Here is an 18,996-nt window from a genome sequence, read left to right as displayed (position 1 = left end):
TTCGCAGTAACTTTTCATGTTAAGATAGCGTCATGATGAAAAATACAGAGAAAAACAAAAATAACAGAATAACGCAGACAATTGATTTTAAAGAAACAGTCATAACGAATTTCTCCGGGATTTATAAAAATCAGAACTTTTATAAGAATTATGCAGAAGAAGAAATATCCTGGACAGAATTAAGTGATCTGTCCGGCTGTAACTGCTATTGTGACGCTGAGGCGTCTGACCGGATACGAAAGGAAATTCAGGCTTTTACAGGAAAGGGGCTTCATTTCATTGATTCTGGAAACTATCACTATATGACACGTTTATGGCTGGAAAAACTGCAGATACCATTTCGCCTGCTTGTTTTTGACAATCATACAGATATGCAGCCACCGGCATTTGGCGGGCTTTTGTCCTGTGGCGGATGGATTGCGGCATCACTGGAGGAACTTCCACTTCTGCAGGAAGTGATTCTTGTTGGTCCGGATGAAGAAGCTTATACACAGGTTGAGCCGGATTTGCAGCAAAAAGTCCTTTTTTTATCCCGAGAGAAACTAAGTACGATGACGACAGAGGAGAAAGAGGGTTTCTTTAATAATCTATCTGAAGATCTGCCACTGTATGTTTCGGTGGACAAGGATGTTCTTTGTAAAGGAGATGCTTCGACTACATGGAGCCAGGGGGATATGCACCTTTCGGAACTTATGAGCTTTCTTGAGCTTGTACTGGAGCGACAGAATATACTTGGAATGGATGTCTGCGGTGAGTGTGATATGGATTCCTGCAGCGAGGATTTTTTGAATGATCACGCGAATGAGGCAATTTTGAGACTGTGGGAGAAAATGCAAAAATCATCTGAAAGGATGGGCTCGGAATGAAAAATGAACTTTTTACGATCGGACCGCTGACTGTTTATGGTTATGGCTTTATGATCGCGACAGGTGTGCTGGCAGCATGGATCGTTACAGAATACAGAGCTAAGAAACAAAATCTGGACAGTGAGCATGTGTTTTCACTTGTTCTCTGGTGCCTGATGGGTGGTCTTCTCTTTGCAAAGCTTCTGTTCTGGATCACAGAATGGAAAAGCATTGCAGAAGATCCGGGATTTTTCTTTGACACGCTGGCAGATGGATTTGTGGTATATGGCGGAATTATCGGTGGTATTCTGGCAGGCTGGATGTATTGCCGGATCAAAAAAGCATATTTCTGGAAATATTTTGACCTTGTGATGCCGTCCGTAGCACTGGCACAGGGCTTTGGAAGAATTGGATGTTTTCTGGCAGGATGCTGTTACGGAAGAGAAACAGACAGTATTATATCCGTCACTTTCCAGAATTCTGACTTTGCACCGAATCATGTGGCTCTGATTCCGACACAGCTTTATTCAAGTATTCTTGATTTCCTGCATTTTGGTATTCTTTTGTATATTGCAAGACGTAAAAAGGCAGACGGACAGGTTGCGGCTTTTTACCTGATTTTTTACAGTATCGGAAGATTTGTGCTGGAATTTTTCCGTGGAGATTTGATCCGTGGAAGTGTGGGAAGCCTATCGACTTCACAGTTTATCAGCCTGTTTATTCTGGCGGCAGGAATTGCGATTCTGATTACACGTACAAAAAAGAAAAATGCATAAGGTTTTAACGGATTCATAAAGAGGAAATTTTTGCATAGGCTGTAAGGAAAGAGCAGAAGAACCGGGGCAGAGAAGATGAGCATACCGGCACAGAATCAGCAATACGAAAATTTTATTATCCGTTATAAGCAGAATATAGAGGGAGTACCGGAATATCAGCCGGATGAGAGATTTCAGATCATCAATGACCTGTTTGGGGTATTATATGTACCGATACAGGAAATCCCGGAACTGGCATTAAACAGTTATTCTTATTCGTCTATTCCAAGATGCTATACATATATGGATACTGGTGCGCTGAGCGCGTCAGGGGTAACAAGACTTCATGGGCATCCATATCTGAAGCTTAAGGGCAGCGGAACACTGGTGGCAATAATTGATTCCGGAATTGATTATCTGCATCCGGCATTTCACAGGGGAATGACCAGTAAAATTCTGAGTATCTGGGATCAGGAACTGGAAAGTGGCCTGACGGAGAGGATTCCGTTTGGAAGAGAGTTTAACCGAGGGGAGATTGAGCAGGCTCTTTCGGCAGAAAATCCGTGGGAAGTGGTTCCATCAATGGATAAAAGCGGGCACGGAACGGAAGTAGCTGCCACGGCGGCAGGTTACAGTATCGAAAAAGAAGGCTTTTCCGGCGCTGCCCCGGAGGCGGAACTTGTAGTTGTCAAACTAAAACAGGCAAAGCGGTATCTGCGTGATTTATATCTTCTTCCGCAGGAGGCGGATATTTATCAGGAAGATGATATCATGCTTGCGATTGCGTATGTCCTGCGTGTGGCGGCAGAAAATCAGAAACCGCTGTCAATCTGTATTGGACTCGGCAGCAGTATGGGCGCGCATCAGGGAGAGGGACCACTGAATGAATATATCAACAGTATTGCGGCATTCAGTCAGAATGCTGTTTCAGTGCCTGCCGGAAACGAAGGCACAGCAAGACACCATTATATGAAGACACTGAGCGCAGCGAATATTAAAGATACAATAGAACTGCGTGTGGGCGAAAAGGAGAGTACTCGAGGATTTATGTTGGAATTCTGGGGAGACTCTCCTAATTTTTATTCTATGACGATCCAGTCGCCGACAGGAGAACAGTTATCGATCAGCACTTCTTTAAAAAACAGCACACAGGAACTGTATTTTGTATTTGTCGAGACAAAAGTGTTGGTGAATTATGTGCCGATTGAGCGGCGTACGGGAAATACACTGATTTTTATTCGGTTTCTGCATCCGGCTGTCGGTATATGGAAGTTTCTGGTGGGAGAGAGAATACCCGGGGAAAGCCGATTTCACATGTGGCTTCCAGTACGTGGAATGATTTCGGATGATACATATTTTCTGGAACCCTCGCCAGAGTATACGGTTACATCACCGGGGGATGCGGCGGATGCGATGACCGTTACGGCATATCAGTACCGGGACAACAGCCTGTATGTGCAGGCAAGCCGCGGATATAATACAGAAAATGTGGTAAAACCGGATTTTGCAGCGCCCGGAGTGGATATCCTGACGGCTTCGATCGGAGCTGGTGCAGAATTTGCCCCCGCAACAGGAACCAGCCTTGCGGCAGCTCAGACAGCAGGAATGGCGGCGCTTTTATTTGAATGGTCACTGATTCGGGAAAACGAGCCCTACTTTACCGGAAACAGCGTAAAAAATTATCTGAGCAGAGGCGCAGTCCGCGATCTGAATCTGATCTACCCTAATCCGGAATGGGGTTATGGAAGACTGGATCTGTATCATACGTTCGAGCTGCTGACGTGAGAAAATGAGAGACAAAGAATCTATTTTAGATTACAGATATCAAATAATGAAATTTACATAGCTAAATCGTTTGATATCGTGTACAATGAGAAGTGGAAAACTACATAACGACAAATGAGGAGGAATTAGACTTATGGATCTTTCAACTTTAGTAAAAATGTCAAACACATACGGAAGTAACCCGGCTTATGTGCTGGCAGGCGGTGGTAACACCTCCGTCAAAAACGATACTGCACTTTATGTAAAAGGTTCCGGCACACAGCTTGCCACAATTAAGGCAGAAGGATTTGTCAAAATGGACAGAGCACGCCTGAACGAAATCATGAAGACGGAATATCCGAAAAACGATGTTGAACGTGAAGCTGCATATCTTGCAGATGTAATGGCAGCTGTAACGGACGATGACAAAACAAAGCGTCCAAGCGTAGAAGCACTGCTTCACAATTTATTTGCATATACTTACGTACTGCATGTTCATCCGACCCTTATTAATGGACTGACCTGTGGAAAAGGTGCGCAGGCGCTTTGCGAAGAACTTCTTGGTAGGGAAGTGCTCTGGATCGATATTTGCAAACCAGGCTATACACTTGCACGTCTTTGCTTCGAAAAAATGAATGCATATAAAGAGAAATACGGAAAAGATGTTCAGATACTTCTGCTTCAGAATCACGGAATTTTTGTTGCAGCAAATACAGTAGAAGAAATTGGTGTGTTATTTGATAGTGTGATCAGTAAATTAGAAAAACAGGTTAAGAGAACAGCCGATGTAAGTGATGCTGTTACACCGGAAAAAGAGCAGGCGGCACAGAAGCTTTCTCAGTTACTCGGACATGTAGTAGAAGTTGTACCGGCTGCAGAAGCTGATAATTTTGTAAAAGATAAAACATCAGCAGCACCGCTTCTGAAACCATTTACACCGGATCACATTGTATATTGCGGACCATATCCGTTATTTGTAGAAAATATTGATCAGGCAAAAGAAGTGCTGGACGCATTTATGAAAGAGAATGACAAAGAGCCACGTCTGATCCTTGTACAGGGTATAGGTGCATTTATCATGGAAGACGATAAGGAGAAAGCAGCGAAGGCACAGCTTCTGGTAAAAGATGCCATTAAGCTTGCCGTATATGCGGAAAGTTTTGGTGGTCCACTGCAGATGACAGATGAGATTACATATTTTATTACACACTGGGAAGCAGAAGCATACCGCAGTAAGAAATAATGATCTGAAAAATCTCATAAGAGTGTTTCAGACGGATATATAATATAAGCAGAAAAAATAAAGAATCATTCAGAGTACGGATTATTTAAAGAAACCGTACTCATGGATGGTTCTTTTTTTCTGGAAAAATGTTTTACGTTGAAAAAAATCCTTGCTTTTTGAGAAAATATAGGTTGACATATCACTGCTACAACACGGTAGCGTGGTAGAACGAAAAAGAAAAGAATGCAGACATGAAGAAAAAGACAGTAAGAGATAACGGAAAGATTTTATCAGGAATATGTTTTGCACTGATCATTGGATTCTGGTGCATAGCAACTTACGGGGGACTGATCAGCGATTTGTTTTTGCCAAGTCCTACAGAAGTAGTAAAGAAAATCATAGAGATGGCGAAAGACGGTTCGCTGTGGGCAAACTGCTGGGAATCCACAGCCAGAGTTTTAGTAGGCTGGATCTGGTCTGTGATCGTAGCACTTCCGGTAGGTATGCGATACGGTATCCGGTGTAGACCGAAACATGATAAATGCGGCAAAAACGTTGGGTGCCGGCAAATGGCAGATTTCTGGATGGAAAAAGGTGAGTGTGAGACGGATGATCTGACAGATTTCTTTGAATTGGTAAAATAAAGAAAATCACAGAAAAGTATACAAAAATGCATGTGAAAATTTGGTAGCAATGACGGCAAAACTTTTAAACCTCACGAATTGTTTTTGAGCCTGAAATTTGTTATAATTACAAGAAAAATAGGACTGTTCAATAAATAACAGTCAAATTGGATTTTCAATATACAAACGAGGAGATCGTATTGAAAACCAGTCAGGAGGAAACATGAAAAGAGGAAGCATTTTTGAACTGAACGGCATTCCGAAATTTCAGGAGGCACTTCCGCTGGCATTGCAGCATGTAGTTGCAATGATTGTGGGTTGCGTTACACCGGCAATCATTGTAGCCGGAGCAGTAGGTGGTGATGGATTAAGGGCAAAAGACAGAGTGATTCTGATTCAGGCATCGCTGGTGGTATCGGCATTGTCCACATTGCTCCAGTTATTTCCAATTGGAAAGAAGAAGGGATTTAATTTAGGATCCGGTCTTCCTATGATCATGGGAGTAAGTTTTGCCTATGTACCGAGTATGCAGGCAATCGCAGAAGGGTACGGAATCAGTACGATTCTGGGAGCACAGATCATTGGCGGCATTGTGGCAATTATCATGGGACTTCTGGTTAAAAAAATCCGCGTATTTTTCCCGCCGCTGATTACGGGAACCGTTGTATTTACAATCGGACTTTCCCTTTATCCGACAGCAATTAATTATATGGCCGGCGGAACAAGTAATTCGGATTATGGTTCCTGGCAGAACTGGCTTGTGGCATTTCTGACACTGGCGGTTGTGACAGGACTGAATCATTTTGGCAGGGGAATTCTGAAACTGGCCTCTATTTTAATTGGTATCATTGTAGGATACGTGGTTTCAATTCCGTTTGGAATGGTCAGTCTGTCAAGTGTTGGACAGGCAAAAATGTTTCAGCTTCCGCAGTTCATGCATTTTGGAATTCATTTTGAGATTTCTGCCTGTGTGGCAATCGGGCTGCTGTTTGCAATCAACTCTGTTCAGGCAATCGGAGATTATTCTGCGACAACGATCGGTGCTATGGATCGTGAACCGGAAGACAGAGAATTACAGAATGGTATCACCGCATATGGAGTAACAAATATAATCGGAGCTCTGCTTGGCGGACTTCCGACAGCAACGTACAGTCAGAATGTTGGTATCGTGACAACGACAAAGGTTATTAATCGCTGGGTGCTTGGACTGGCAGCTGTGATCCTTGGTGTCGCAGGAATCGTACCGAAGTTTTCAGCGCTGCTGACTACGATTCCACAGTGTGTTCTTGGTGGCGCGACGGTTTCTGTATTTGCTTCGATCGCCATGACCGGAATGAAGCTGGTAGCGTCCGAAGAGATGGATTACCGAAATTCCTCAATCGTTGGTCTTGCGGCAGCAATTGGTGTGGGTGTTTCACAGGCATCCGCGGCACTTGCAAGTTTTCCGGGGTGGGTAACAACGATTTTTGGTAAATCTCCGGTCGTACTTGCAACATTAATCGCAGTTATATTGAACATCATACTGCCGAAGAGCTGTGATGAAAGGAAATATGAAGCAAGACTCAGAAAGAGAGTCAAAGAACGTATCCGCAAAGACCATGAAGAATTTGAACAGCATTAAGAAGTATATATCATATACAATAAAAAAGACAGTGACGAATTATTCGCCGCTGTCTTTTTGTTTATGCTGCATCAATCAGAATTAAATGTTCTGAATCAAAATTATTTACGATATACAAATTCCGGCAGACCATCTTCTCCGAGTGGAACGTTAATATTTCCCTGAATCAGCGGACGGGCATAATAGATAAAATCTTCGGTAACATCGTGTCCGTCCGGAGTGATCCATTCAACAGGAACTGTTTTTTCTTCATTGCAGATGGCGTTGACATCTTCAAGTCCGCAAACCATCTGATAGGATCCTGCTGTGTCTGTCTGGCGGATAAAAGAAACCATCTTTCCTGTTTCTCCGTCAAGGGCAGCCTGTACACCGAATTTTCCGGCGGCAATGGCCTCCTGCTGATCTGTTGCGGAAATTAATGTAGCAGAGCAGCGCTGGCTGACATTAAGCTCAACGGAGCGTGCTTTGACACCAAGGCGGCTGCGCACGAGATTTTCCAGATATTTGCCGCATCCGGCAAGCATCTTATGACCAAAAGTATCTGTACCTACAGAACTATCGTATTCGCAGATGAAGGTGCCGTCAGCATCGTGAATACCTTCGGAAACACAGACGATAAGATTACAGTTTTTCTCAAAAGCTTTTTCAAGATCACGCAGGAAAGCATCCTGGTCAAAGGCAACTTCCGGAAGGTAAATGAACAGAGGATTGTCTCCTTCGTATTTACGCGCAAGGGCACTGGCAGCAGTGAGCCATCCGGCATGACGTCCCATGATCTCGATGATCGTGACGGATTTTTTTTCGTAGACGTTGGCATCTGTCGTGATTTCACGGACTGTGGAAGCAACGTATTTGGCGGCACTTCCGAAGCCCGGGGTATGGTCGGTATTTACCAGATCATTATCAATCGTCTTCGGTTCACCGATCACGCGGATAGAACTGCCAATGCTTGCCGCGTAGCGGGAAAGTTTACTGACGGTATCCATGGAATCATTGCCACCAATATAGAAGAACCAACCGATATTGAGCTCCTCAAATTTGCGGAAAAGTGCCGGATAAACCGGATCTTCGAGAGATTCCGGCAGTTTGTAGCGGCAGGAACCGAGATAAGCACCCGGGGTATGAGTTAAATATTCAAGCTTTTCGCCGGGAAGAGCTTCTTCAAAATCAAGTACACGGTCATTAAGGAATCCTTCGATACCGTTTACCATACCATATACATGCTCAATCGTGTCCGGATGGGAAAGACCTTCAGAGACAACTCCATAGAGACTGCTGTTGATAACGGCAGTAGGTCCGCCGGACTGACCGACAATAAGATTTTTTTTTGCCATTGTATCTACCTCCGATTAGGATAATATTAGATTGCTGCGAACAGTAACCATAATAAATTCATTTTAACATATCATGGGAAAATCTCATAGCCATTTTTGTGAAAAAGTGATATCATGGGAGAAACAGAGTTACTGTGAACGGAGTGAACAGTAACAAACAGATGAGATATAGACGAGGAGAGTACAAATGAAAAAAGTTGCCTGGTTTTTCCCGGTATCAGCAGGAATCCTGTGGGGTTCTGTCGGGATTTTTATACGGTCTTTAAGCGGCTATGGAATGGACACTGCGACGATCGTCGGATCACGAACGATGATTTCTGTGATTCTGATGCTGATAGGGATTGCTGTAATTGATAAGAGCCAGCTGAAAATACGTCTGAAGGATCTGTGAATCTTTGTGCTGGCAAGCTGGCTGGGCATGTTTGGGGTAAATCTTACTTATAATGAAGCAGTAAATTATGTACACCTGTCACTGGCAACAGTACTTCTGAGCCTGTCACCGGTGTATGTCCTGATTCTTGAGAGAGTGTTTTTTAAAGAAAAGATCACTATACGTAAGGCCGGCTGTGCAGCACTTGCAGTCTTCGGATGCAGTCTTGCAAGCGGATTGCTGGAAAACCTTGGAGGTATGAAAATCAGCGGTTACGGGATTCTTCTCGGAGTGGCAAGCGGTGTTTTTTATGCCATGTACAGCCTGTTTACCAAAATTGCCATGAAAAGAGGCTATTCCGGACTGACGATCACGTTTTACTGTATGGTTGTGATTGCAGTGACGTTGATTCCGTTTACCGACTGGAAGATCCTTGGAGCGTATTTTACAGAAGCTCCTGTGCATGGTGCTATATTTATGGTACTTCATGCAATCTGTGGTGCAGTTCTTCCGTATACATTTTATACGATTGGTTTTCAGTATATGGATGCGGGGAAAGTCTCCATTCTTGCAGCCGGTGAGCCGGTGGCAGCGATGGTATTCGGTATTTTCTGTTTCGGGGAGATGCCGGCCGCAATCGAATTTATCGGACTGTTCCTGACTGTGATCGCAATTGTCCTTCTTGGAATGCCCGAAAAGGTACGCAGCAATAAAACTAAGCCTAAGGAGTATGATTATGGAAGAAAACAAAAACAACACTCAGAAACAGCCTGAACAAAAGAAAAAAAAGAAGAGTGATGTGCTGCTGACGATCGCACTGATCGCGGCAATCGTGGTTTTCTGCTACGCGGCATTTAATCTCTACCATATTTACACAGAATACAAAAAAGGTACAGATGAATACAATCAGATCGAGGAAATGGCAGTTACCGAGCGTGATGCTGACAGTGCCGAAGTTGCCGGACCAAATGCACAATTAAAACCGCCGATCGAGGTGGATTTTGACAAACTCAAGAGTGTCAATGAGGATGTTGTGGGATGGATTTATGTAGATGCACTTCCGGATATCAGCTATCCGATCGTCAAAGGTAAAGATAACCAGACATACCTGCATCAAACCTATGAGAAAAATTACAACTTTGCCGGAACAATCTTTGTAGATTATGAAAACAGTGGTGATTTCAGCGATTGTAATACACTTGTATATGGCCATAATATGAAGAATGGTTCGATGTTCGGACATCTGAAGAAGTTCAGAGAGGATGACAAGCTTTATAAGCAGGATAAATATTTTTGGATCCTGACACCGGAGCGCAATTACCGTTACGAGATCATTTCTGCTTATACAACCGGTGTAAACAGCGATACCTATACATTGTTTAAAGGTCCGGGCGAAGAGTTCGAGAAATACCTGGAGACGATAAAAGGTTATTCCGAAATCCAGACAGATGATACAGATCTTACGATCAAAGATAAGATCGTGACATTGTCTACCTGTACCGGCAATGAATCTACCCGTTTTGTTGTGCAGGGTAAGAGAGTTGATGCGGAGGATGCAGATGGTGCAGATGGTGCTGCGACGAATACGGACAGTACAGCAGATGAGGAAAATACGGATGAGATATCTCTTGATATCGCAGGATAAGGGAGGGTTTTCCATGGATGAAAAGATTATGAAATTACAGGAACTGATCGATGGGCATGACAACATCGTATTTTTTGGAGGTGCCGGTGTTTCGACAGAGAGTGGAATACCGGATTTCCGTTCTCAGGATGGACTTTATCATCAGAAATATGACTTTCCGCCGGAGACAATTTTAAGCCACAGCTTTTTCTTAAGCCATCCGGATGAATTTTACAAATTTTATCGTGATAAGATGCTATGTGATACAGCGAAACCGAATGCTGCACATCTGAAACTTGCCGAACTTGAAAAGGCAGGTAAACTCAAAGCGGTGATCACACAGAATATTGATAACCTTCATCAGATGGCAGGCAGTCAGAAGGTACTGGAGCTTCATGGAAGTGTTTACCGTAATCACTGCATGCGCTGTGGAAAATCTTTTGACTTCGCACATATGAAACACAGTACCGGTGTGCCGCGCTGCGAATGCGGAGGTATGATTAAGCCGGATGTGGTGCTTTATGAAGAGGGATTGGATACAAATACGATCGAAGAATCTGTGAGAGCAATTTCGGATGCGCAGATTCTGATCATCGGAGGAACGTCGCTGGCAGTATATCCGGCAGCTGGCCTTATTGACTATTTCCGCGGCGAAGCGCTTGTAGTGATCAATAAATCCTCCACACCGAGAGACAGAAATGCCGATCTTCTGATCAAGGAGCCGATCGGACAGGTCTTTTCACAGATAAAAGTAAATCAGAAATAAGGAGAATGACAGAGCATGGGACTTATCTATGATGTTGGAGATATTGTGACCCTAAAAAAGGGACATCCATGTGGAAGTAAAGAGTGGGAGATCCTGCGTGTGGGAGCTGATTTCCGTCTGAAATGTATGGGATGCGGACATATGATCATGGTTCCACGTAAGATGGTAGAAAAAAACACCAGAAACTTAAAGAAAAAAACGCAGGAATAATCTGTTGTCAAAGGAGCGAACAAATAACGTGATCTATATCAGTCATCTGCTGCCGGATGAAGAAATGCAGGAACTTTTAAAAAGCAGTGAACTTGGAGTGGAAAGTATCGAATTTTCCATTTCGGAAAATCTTGACCATCTGGACAAAACGATAGAAACATACAAAGAACGTCTTGTAAAGATGGGAAATCCGCCACTGACACTGCATGGCCCGTTTCTGGATCTCATCCCGGCAACATTTGACAGCATGATCCGCCGTGTGACGATGGAGCGGTTTGAGCAGTGTTATCAGGTCGGTAAGTTACTTGGCGCAAAAAAAATCGTATACCATTCAGGAATGATCCCTGCAGTATATTACCGTCAGGGCTGGGCGAATCAGGTGAGTCGGTTCTTTAACGATTTCCTGCAAGATAAAGAGGGACTCGAAATTGATATGGAAAATGTTCTCGATGAGGACTGGCGGCTTCTGCGTGATGTATATGAGCAGGTGGAGCATCCGGACTTCGGACTCTGCTTTGATATCGGGCATGCACATTGTTACTCTGATATTTCGGTTATTGAGTGGGCAGAGGAACTGGCACCTTATGTCCGCCATGTTCACATCCATGACAATGCCGGAGAAAGAGATTCTCATCTTGGACTTGGCAGAGGAAATCTGCCGTGGAGAGAAGTTCTTTCGTATTTACCGCGGACGGAGACACGCACATGGACGATCGAATGTATGAATAAAGAAGATGTACAGATATGTGTACAGTCTTTATTGACATAAATTTATCAAAATGATATACTTTAGAAAAAATTGGATAACCAGGCGTGGTCTGTCGTAAAAGGCAGTTTAACGTAATCCGGTGAGAATCCGGAACAGTTCAAATAGCTGCTGTGAATATGCTTCTTGCATAATAAGTCAGATTTAACACGTTGTATAGAGGACAGAGGCCCATTATGAATGGGACTCTGTTTTTATTGTTTTTAGGGGGAAAATTGAGACATGGAAAAACTGAATACTGAAATCGGGTGGAATCAGTTAAGATATGATGTCCGTACATATACTGCGCAGAATGAGCGAAACAGAAGGGGCGGCGAGGCTGGCAGGATTCCTGCCGGATATAGATATATTGGCGATAAATGTTTTCTAAATAATGGCAAAGTACATGAGGTAGTATTGCCACAGGAATGCCGAATCATCGGTAAACAGGCATTTGAAGGATGCCAGTTTCAGAAAGCAGTAGTTTTTCCAGAGGGTTTGCTGGAAGTAAAGAAAAGAGCATTTGCGGAAAATCACAGACTTCGAAAAGTTGTTTTTCCGGAGTCACTGGAGAGACTGGGAGCACAGGCATATCAGGAGTGTAATACACTTCGAATCGTGAAGTTTCCGAATAATTCACGTTGTACGGTTATTTCAGAGGCAGTGTTTGATTCCTGTGTAAATCTTACAACCGTCAGATTGCCACTCCGTACGCAGGTAATTGGGCGCAGGGCATTTTACAGATGTAAAGAGCTCAGGGAAATCAATTTACCGGTTACGGTGAGAGAAATTGGGGAGGAAGCCTTTTATTTCTGCGCGATGGAGAAACTGGAGCTTCCGCCAAATTTGAAAGTGATTGGTGAAAGTGCCTTTTTTCGCTGTAAACATTTAAGAGAAGTCTACATACCTGAAAGTGTGAAGACAATCGGTCGCTGGGCATTTCACGGATGCAGCAGACTGGAACGTCTGGAGATTCTGCATGATCCGGATGAGATTGGACCGTGGATCATCAACAAGAGTTGTACACTTGTCTGTCGAAAAGGCAGTAAGGTAGATCATTATGCAAAGGAATATGGCTTTAAATGTGAATATGTGGAAGAAATGATGGAGAGAAAAGAAGGTTGAAAATAAAATCAGAAAAAAGAACCAGAGCATTGGCTGTTATCTGCTGTATTATGCTTATTTGCTGCTGGTTCAGCAGTTGTGCATTTGGCGGAGAAAAATTACCGAATGGAAACTGTACGATTTCTATTGAATGCAGTAATATTCTGGATAATATGGATAACCTGAAAAAGACAAAAGAAGAATTTATTCCGGAAGATGGATGGATACTTAAAGAGACTGAGGTTGCCTTTCAGGGCGGAGAAACAGTTTTTGATGTATTGAAGAAAGTCTGCGGTGAAAATGGAATACATATGTCATCCAAGTATACTCCGTTGTACAAAAGCTATTATATAGAAGGAATCAATCAGCTGTATGAAATGGACTGTGGCAAAAACTCCGGCTGGATGTACAGTGTAAACGGAAAGTATCCAAACTACGGATGCTCAGAGTACAAACTGAAAGACGGTGATAAGATTGAATGGCGTTACACCTGCAATCTTGGAGCAGATGTCGGAAATAAATATGAAAAAAGTAAAGGAAAAGATTCAGAAAAATGATTTGTACAAAGAAAAAGTATCTTTATAAAAAAGTGAAACGAAACGGTATTCCGGCAGCACTTGCATTGATACTGGTGCTTACAATGACGGGATGCACCAGTGCGAAGACGCCTGAGTTAAAAGACGCAATTCACAAAACGGCCGCTTATGAACAAGAAACGGTGACAGATCCGGCAGTGGATTCTCTTGGCGGGGAGTGGACAGTAATTGCCCTGGCACGCTCGGAAGAAAATGTAGACAGTAATTACTTTGAAAAATACAGAGCAAATGTAGAAAAATATCTGAAAGAACAGGATGGAATCTTAAGTGAAAATAAATACACGGAGTATTCCAGAGTGATTCTTGCTCTGACGGCAATCGGGGAAGATGCTTCGAATATTGGCGGATATGATCTGAAAGAAAAACTGGATGATTTTGATACAGTGACTGCGCAGGGACTGAACGGTGCGGTATTTGCATTACTGGCGCTGAATGCGGACAGCGAAGAAACAGACGGAGAACTTCAGCAGAAATATCTGAACTACATTTTGAAACAGGAAAAAACAGACGGAGGTTTTTCCATGGATGATAATGCAGATGAAGCGGATATCGATATAACAGCGATGACTTTACAGTGTCTGGAAGCATATAGCAGTGAGGAAAATGTACAGCAGACAATTGATCGTGGAATTGAATTTCTGGCAGATGCGCAGGATGCAGATGGTGGTTATACCGTATATGGAGAAAAAAGTTCCGAATCGGTATCGCAGACGATGATTGCTTTAAGTACGGTGGGAATCGACTGTAATAAAGATGAACGTTTTCAGAAGGATGGAAAAGGACTGTATGACATTCTGATGAAGTATTATCAGAAGGATGGCAGTTTTTCGCACACACAGGATGGTGAAAGTGATCCGATGGCAACAGATCAGGCATTGTGTGCATTGGTTTCCTATGAGAGACTTCAGGATGAAAAAAATACTTTTTACGATATGACAGATCACAGATAAAAAGCAAATAAGCGCAGAAATCAGGAGGAAAAACTGTGGCAGATAAGATCAGAGAACTCAGAACAGAACTGGCAAAGATCATAAAAGGAAAAAGTGAGATCACAGACAAGATCATTATGGCGGTTCTGGCAGAAGGGCATGTACTTCTGGAGGATGTCCCGGGAGTGGGAAAGACAACGACAGCACTGGCGCTCAGCCGACTGATGGGAATGGAATTTCAGAGAATACAGTTTACACCGGATGTTGTACCGTCAGATGTAACAGGATTTACGATGTATGATAAAGAAAGCAATAGTTTTATTTATCGTCCGGGTTCTGTGATGTGCAATCTGCTTCTGGCAGATGAGATCAACCGTACTTCAAGCAAAACGCAGTCTGCGCTTCTTGAGGTCATGGAAGAGGGAATGGTAACTGTAGACGGAGAGAGTCATCCGGTACCGAAGCCGTTTGTTGTAATTGCGACAGAGAACCCGGTTGGGTCTTCCGGTACACAGATGCTTCCGGAATCACAGCTTGACCGTTTTATGATCAGTACGACAATGGGATATCCGGACCATGGCAGTTTGGTAGACATTCTTCGTGACCGTCAGGAGGTCAATCCACTTCAGAATGCAAAAGCAGTGCTGAACAGTGAGGAAATTCTTGAATTGCAGGCACAGGTCAGAAAAGTATATGTATCTGATGAAGTTTTATCCTATATAGCGGATCTTGCAGAAGCAACAAGAAAACATGAACTGATTATGCTGGGTTTAAGTCCGCGTGGAACGCTTGCGCTGTGCCGTATGGCAAAGGCTGCCGCATATCTGGCAGGACGTGATTACATGGTGCCGGAAGATGTGGTAAATGTTTTTGAAGATGTGGCAGGACACAGAATGGTTCTTGAATCACGTGCAAGATATGAAGAAAAAACAGCAAGACAGATTTTGGGTGAGATCCTTGAGACAGTACCGTCACCAAAAGTAGAGGGATAAATGAAAAAAAGGATTCTTATTGTAATTTGGTTTATATGTATGGCACTGGCTGCTCTTTATACGGGAGAATATCTGTATGTATGCATACTGGCGGTATCCGGTGTGGTGCTTGTCATGTCAGGAGTTTATTGTCAGCTGTCGGGCAGACATATAAAGAGTACACTGAAACTTCCTCGTGTGACAGAAAAGGACAGCATTTTTCAGGGAAAACTGGAGCTGGAAAACCAGTCCCTGTGGCCGGTTTTTTACGGGAAAGGTGAAGTAACATGTAACAATACCTTTACCGGAGAAGAAAAAAACATACTGCTGCCGTTTTCGCTGATGGGCAGAAATGAAATCAAATGTACTTTTGAAGGAAGCAGTCAGTGGTGCGGATGTCTGAGATTTTCTTTCGAAAAATGGGAAAGTGGAGATTTCCTTCAGATTTTTCATAAGAAACGAAAAGGAAATGCACATGCAGATATTGTAGTAATGCCGGAAAGACAGACACTGGATCTGTCAGTTCTGACCCGGGAAGGCTTTGATATGGAAAGCTTCCGCTATTCGACATTTCGCCCGGGTGATGATCCGGGTGAGACTTTTGATATTCGTGAATACCGACCGGGCGACAGCGTCAGACAGATACACTGGAAACTGAGTGGCAAATTAGACAGCACAGTGATCCGCGAAAAAAGTTTTCCGGTAGATGATGCAGTGCTGATTCTTGCGGAACCGTTTCAGAAGGAAAGCAATCCGCAGAAAGCAGAAGCCGTTATGGAAATTTTTTCAGCACTGCTTCTGAGCTTCATGGAGAGAAAAATCCCATGTCAGGCAGCGGTATATGACGGAAGAAATGGATGCCTGCATATAGAGAAGGTTCATTCTGCGCAGGCATATGAAAATATTATGTACTTATTTCTGAGATATGGCGGCGGAAATAAAGAAGCGCAGACAGTCAGGGAATATATGAAGAATCCCGGAATAAAAAATTTTGCGAATTATATCTACATTACGGGGGAAGCGGAAGACCATGAAGTCCAATATCTGAAACAGAAAGGACTGGTCACGGTACTGCGCTGTGGACAGAATCCGGACCGGAATACAGATGAGATCATTTATACAAAAGAAAATTATCATCAGGAACTGGGAATGAGGAATATGAATGGAGTTATGGATTTCACAGGAACAGCAAAAAATAAATAAATTTAATAAAAAACTGTTTCCGGGAATCCTTCTGGAAGCAGTTCTGTTGACTCTGGTATTTGGAGTGGGTACAGAAGAAATGATTCATATACTGACGAAAGGCCATGCGCCTGTCATGTTTGTCGCTTTGACAGGAGGAAGCATTCTGCTCTGGCTTCTGCTTGAAAGATGGCAGCGCTTCGGAGTACCGGTCGGTGTGGCGTGTTTTGTATGTGCAGCAGCATTGTTTATGGTTTTACATACTCATGTTCAGAATGGAATGACCGGATTGTGGAATCAGACGGTAGAAGTACTGGGAAGCAAAGCAGGAATTTACCTGACTCAGTATACCGTGTCAGAAGAAAATATGGCAAATGACCAGTTTATATTCTGGATGCTGCTGGCGCTGGTGACCGGACTGGTGGCTTTTGCAGTACTCAGACTGAGGCTGCGTTTTATTACGATTCTGTGGAGTATGGGCTTTCCGGTGTTGATTTTTATGCTGAATATTCAACCAGGTCGGGTAAAACTGGCTGTCTTCTATCTGGCTTCATTTCTGCTTGTAAACAGGATGCATTCTGAAAGAAATACAGGACAGAATTTTGTCGAAAATACTGCGGTATTTCTGGCAGGAGCAATTCTGGTATGCCTGACAGTGGCAGTGAGTGGCGGCGTTTTTCGGATGATCGTGCCACAGGAGCAGTATCAGAGCTCCGAACTTGTTGCCAATGCCAGAACGGAATTTCTGGATCAGACAGACCGCTTCCGCTTCAAGACAGGAAAAGTGAACAGTCTTCCGAACGGCAGACTGAAATCAGCCGGTGCCTGGACAGCATCTGATGATACAGCGCTGACAGTACAGATGGATCAGCCGGATTCGCTTTATCTCAGAGGATTTGTAGGCAGTGTGTATGACGGGGATGAATGGAAATCAATTTCGACTGCAGACGCATGGAAAGTCCGGGATCTGTTTTACTGGCTGCATCAGGATGGATTCTATGGACAGATGCAGATTGCAGGAATAAGAAATGTGGTAGAAGACGACTCGCTTTCAAAGGAAAGTGGCAGTATCCGGATACAGAATCAGAATGCGGACAGCCGATATCTTTATACACCTTACGAGATGTCAGAACTTCCGGAAGGATATACCGGAGAAACATCTCTGACAGACAGTACCCTAAGGTCAGGCGGATTGTTTGGAAAACGTGATTATACGCTGAAGTCTATGGGGAATCTCGTGAAAGATTTCACCACATTGGGAGCAGAGGGATATCAGGTTTTATCAAAAGGTGATGCACGCAATCTGAGAGAAGACGAAAGCTATTACAATGCATTTGTCTATGAAGAAGATACGGCACTTCCGGCGGTTTTGGAAGCCCTGTTTACACAGGAGCTGGGAAATGCCGGAAACAGAGAGCAGGGACATACAGATTATTACACTGCTATCTCAAGAATCCGCGCATATCTCGAAAAAAATATGACATACAGTACAGCGACAGATGTGTATAACGGAGCCGGAGATTTTACGAAAAATTTCCTGACAAAATCCAAAATCGGGCACAGTGTTCATTATGCTACAGCGGCAGCACTGATGTTCCGCTATTATGGAATACCATCACGTTATGTAGAAGGGTATCTGGTAACACCAGATGATATAAAAGACAAAAACAAAGGTGCCGGCATTCAGATTTCGGGTAAAAACGGTCACGCATGGACGGAAATCTACATAGATGGTCTCGGATGGGTGCCGGTGGAAATGACTCCGGAATATTATGGAGTTATGGAAGAACCGGATCTTACCGTCGGACTTGAGGCAGAGGGAAGCAAGGCGGCATCTCTGCCGGAAACAGAAACAAAGACAGATAATTCGCAGGAGATTCAGACACATTGGAATCTGAAACTTGCAATCATGGGTCTGGCGAGATTTTTACTTCTTTTACTGTTTGTGTTTGATATTTTCTGCATGATGTTTTTCCTGGCAATCAGTGGTCAGCGGATCATTGCAGAGGCAAAACGAAAAAAAGCATTTGCAGCTGCTGATAACCGAGCTGCGGTCAGAGCCATGACCGGATATGCGGCAAAGCTTTATGCACATGGAACATACACGGATGAACTGACAGAAGCTTATGAGAATACATGGCAGATTGGTGAGAAAGCTGCATTCAGTCCGCATAACATCTCAGATGAAGAAAGAAAAACCGCAGAACAATGTGTGAAAAAAATAAAGACAGAATTAAAGATAAAAACCAGATGGTATGATCTGTGGATCATAAAATATATAGAAAGATTGCTGTAAAAGAAAAAAATTATTCAGAGAGGAGGCAGATGTCAG

General features: G+C 43.4%; 19 protein-coding genes. 18 read left to right on the top strand and 1 reads right to left on the bottom strand.

Translation table 11 applies throughout. The annotated features are described in order from the left end of the window. Nucleotides 1-32: 32 nt before the first annotated feature. The 6 genes from BQ7344_RS04610 to BQ7344_RS04585 all read left to right on the top strand — a co-directional run bounded on the left by BQ7344_RS04610 (nt 33) and on the right by BQ7344_RS04585 (nt 6,833). On the top strand, nt 33-866 hold the full coding sequence (locus BQ7344_RS04610) for an arginase family protein (RefSeq protein WP_235816040.1): 834 nt from the start codon (nt 33-35) through the stop codon (nt 864-866). Continuing rightward, a complete protein-coding gene (locus tag BQ7344_RS04605) occupies nt 863-1,621 on the top strand; it encodes a prolipoprotein diacylglyceryl transferase (RefSeq protein ID WP_072521613.1) in 759 nt (252 codons plus the stop codon). Before BQ7344_RS04610 ends, BQ7344_RS04605 begins: the two co-directional genes overlap by 4 nt. Nucleotides 1,622-1,696: 75 nt before the next feature. Then, nucleotides 1,697-3,385, top strand: coding sequence for a S8 family peptidase (locus BQ7344_RS04600; protein ID WP_072521612.1), 1,689 nt, complete (start codon nt 1,697-1,699; stop codon nt 3,383-3,385). A gap of 133 nt (nt 3,386-3,518) precedes the next feature. Further along, the gene (locus tag BQ7344_RS04595; protein WP_072521611.1) at nt 3,519-4,607 is read left to right on the top strand and encodes a class II aldolase/adducin family protein; all 1,089 of its coding nucleotides are present in this window, start codon (nt 3,519-3,521) and stop codon (nt 4,605-4,607) included. 233 nt (nt 4,608-4,840) lie between these two features. Next, nucleotides 4,841-5,233, top strand: coding sequence for an ABC transporter permease (locus BQ7344_RS04590; protein ID WP_072521610.1), 393 nt, complete (start codon nt 4,841-4,843; stop codon nt 5,231-5,233). A 202-nt stretch (nt 5,234-5,435) separates the two neighbouring features. Then, a complete protein-coding gene (locus BQ7344_RS04585; protein WP_072521609.1) occupies nt 5,436-6,833 on the top strand; it encodes a uracil-xanthine permease family protein in 1,398 nt (465 codons plus the stop codon). 101 nt (nt 6,834-6,934) lie between these two features. Here BQ7344_RS04585 and BQ7344_RS04580 read toward each other — a convergent pair whose 3' ends face one another. Next, the gene (locus BQ7344_RS04580) at nt 6,935-8,167 is read right to left on the bottom strand and encodes a 6-phosphofructokinase (RefSeq protein ID WP_072521608.1); all 1,233 of its coding nucleotides are present in this window, start codon (nt 8,165-8,167) and stop codon (nt 6,935-6,937) included. A 187-nt stretch (nt 8,168-8,354) separates the two neighbouring features. Between BQ7344_RS04580 and BQ7344_RS15835 the strand changes: the two genes are divergently transcribed. The 12 genes from BQ7344_RS15835 (at nt 8,355) to BQ7344_RS04525 (ending at nt 18,960) form a co-directional block, all read left to right on the top strand. After that, entirely contained in the window at nt 8,355-8,558 is a 204-nt protein-coding gene (locus BQ7344_RS15835) for a hypothetical protein (protein WP_083585486.1), read from the top strand. Nucleotides 8,559-8,564: 6 nt separating this feature from the next. Next, nucleotides 8,565-9,311 (top strand): DMT family transporter, encoded by a 747-nt coding sequence (locus tag BQ7344_RS04575; protein ID WP_083585485.1) that lies wholly within the window; start codon nt 8,565-8,567, stop codon nt 9,309-9,311. Beyond that, nucleotides 9,274-10,182 (top strand): class B sortase, encoded by a 909-nt coding sequence (gene srtB / locus BQ7344_RS04570; RefSeq protein ID WP_072521607.1) that lies wholly within the window; start codon nt 9,274-9,276, stop codon nt 10,180-10,182. Before BQ7344_RS04575 ends, srtB begins: the two co-directional genes overlap by 38 nt. 13 nt (nt 10,183-10,195) lie before the next feature. Further along, nucleotides 10,196-10,927 carry an NAD-dependent protein deacylase gene (locus BQ7344_RS04565; protein ID WP_072521606.1) on the top strand — a complete coding sequence of 244 codons (732 nt, stop codon included), beginning with the start codon at nt 10,196-10,198 and terminating at the stop codon, nt 10,925-10,927. 15 nt (nt 10,928-10,942) lie between these two features. After that, nucleotides 10,943-11,137, top strand: a complete 195-nt coding sequence (locus tag BQ7344_RS04560) for a DUF951 domain-containing protein (RefSeq protein ID WP_015542371.1) — start codon at nt 10,943-10,945, stop codon at nt 11,135-11,137. A 28-nt stretch (nt 11,138-11,165) separates the two neighbouring features. Further along, complete coding sequence (locus BQ7344_RS04555) at nt 11,166-11,906, top strand: sugar phosphate isomerase/epimerase family protein (protein ID WP_072521605.1); 741 nt, start codon at nt 11,166-11,168, stop codon at nt 11,904-11,906. Nucleotides 11,907-12,125: 219 nt separating this feature from the next. Beyond that, a complete protein-coding gene (locus BQ7344_RS04550; RefSeq protein WP_072521604.1) occupies nt 12,126-13,007 on the top strand; it encodes a leucine-rich repeat domain-containing protein in 882 nt (293 codons plus the stop codon). Continuing rightward, entirely contained in the window at nt 13,004-13,543 is a 540-nt protein-coding gene (locus BQ7344_RS04545; RefSeq protein ID WP_072521603.1) for a DUF4430 domain-containing protein, read from the top strand. The genes BQ7344_RS04550 and BQ7344_RS04545 overlap by 4 nt, the downstream gene beginning before the upstream one ends. A 32-nt stretch (nt 13,544-13,575) precedes the next feature. Further along, a complete protein-coding gene (locus BQ7344_RS04540) occupies nt 13,576-14,532 on the top strand; it encodes a prenyltransferase/squalene oxidase repeat-containing protein (protein ID WP_159431354.1) in 957 nt (318 codons plus the stop codon). Nucleotides 14,533-14,567: 35 nt separating this feature from the next. After that, nucleotides 14,568-15,503: an AAA family ATPase gene (locus BQ7344_RS04535; protein WP_072521601.1), complete on the top strand. Its 936-nt coding sequence runs from the start codon at nt 14,568-14,570 to the stop codon at nt 15,501-15,503. 39 nt (nt 15,504-15,542) lie between these two features. Beyond that, nucleotides 15,543-16,685, top strand: coding sequence for a DUF58 domain-containing protein (locus BQ7344_RS04530; RefSeq protein WP_159431353.1), 1,143 nt, complete (start codon nt 15,543-15,545; stop codon nt 16,683-16,685). Beyond that, nucleotides 16,645-18,960, top strand: a complete 2,316-nt coding sequence (locus BQ7344_RS04525) for a transglutaminase TgpA family protein (RefSeq protein WP_072521599.1) — start codon at nt 16,645-16,647, stop codon at nt 18,958-18,960. The genes BQ7344_RS04530 and BQ7344_RS04525 overlap by 41 nt, the downstream gene beginning before the upstream one ends. Nucleotides 18,961-18,996 lie beyond the last annotated feature (36 nt).

This window comes from Blautia sp. Marseille-P3087 (genome assembly GCF_900120195.1).
GTDB lineage: Bacteria > Bacillota > Clostridia > Lachnospirales > Lachnospiraceae > Blautia_A.
Note: the sequence above shows the minus strand (reverse complement) of the source record. Positions and strands in the feature narration are given on the sequence as shown.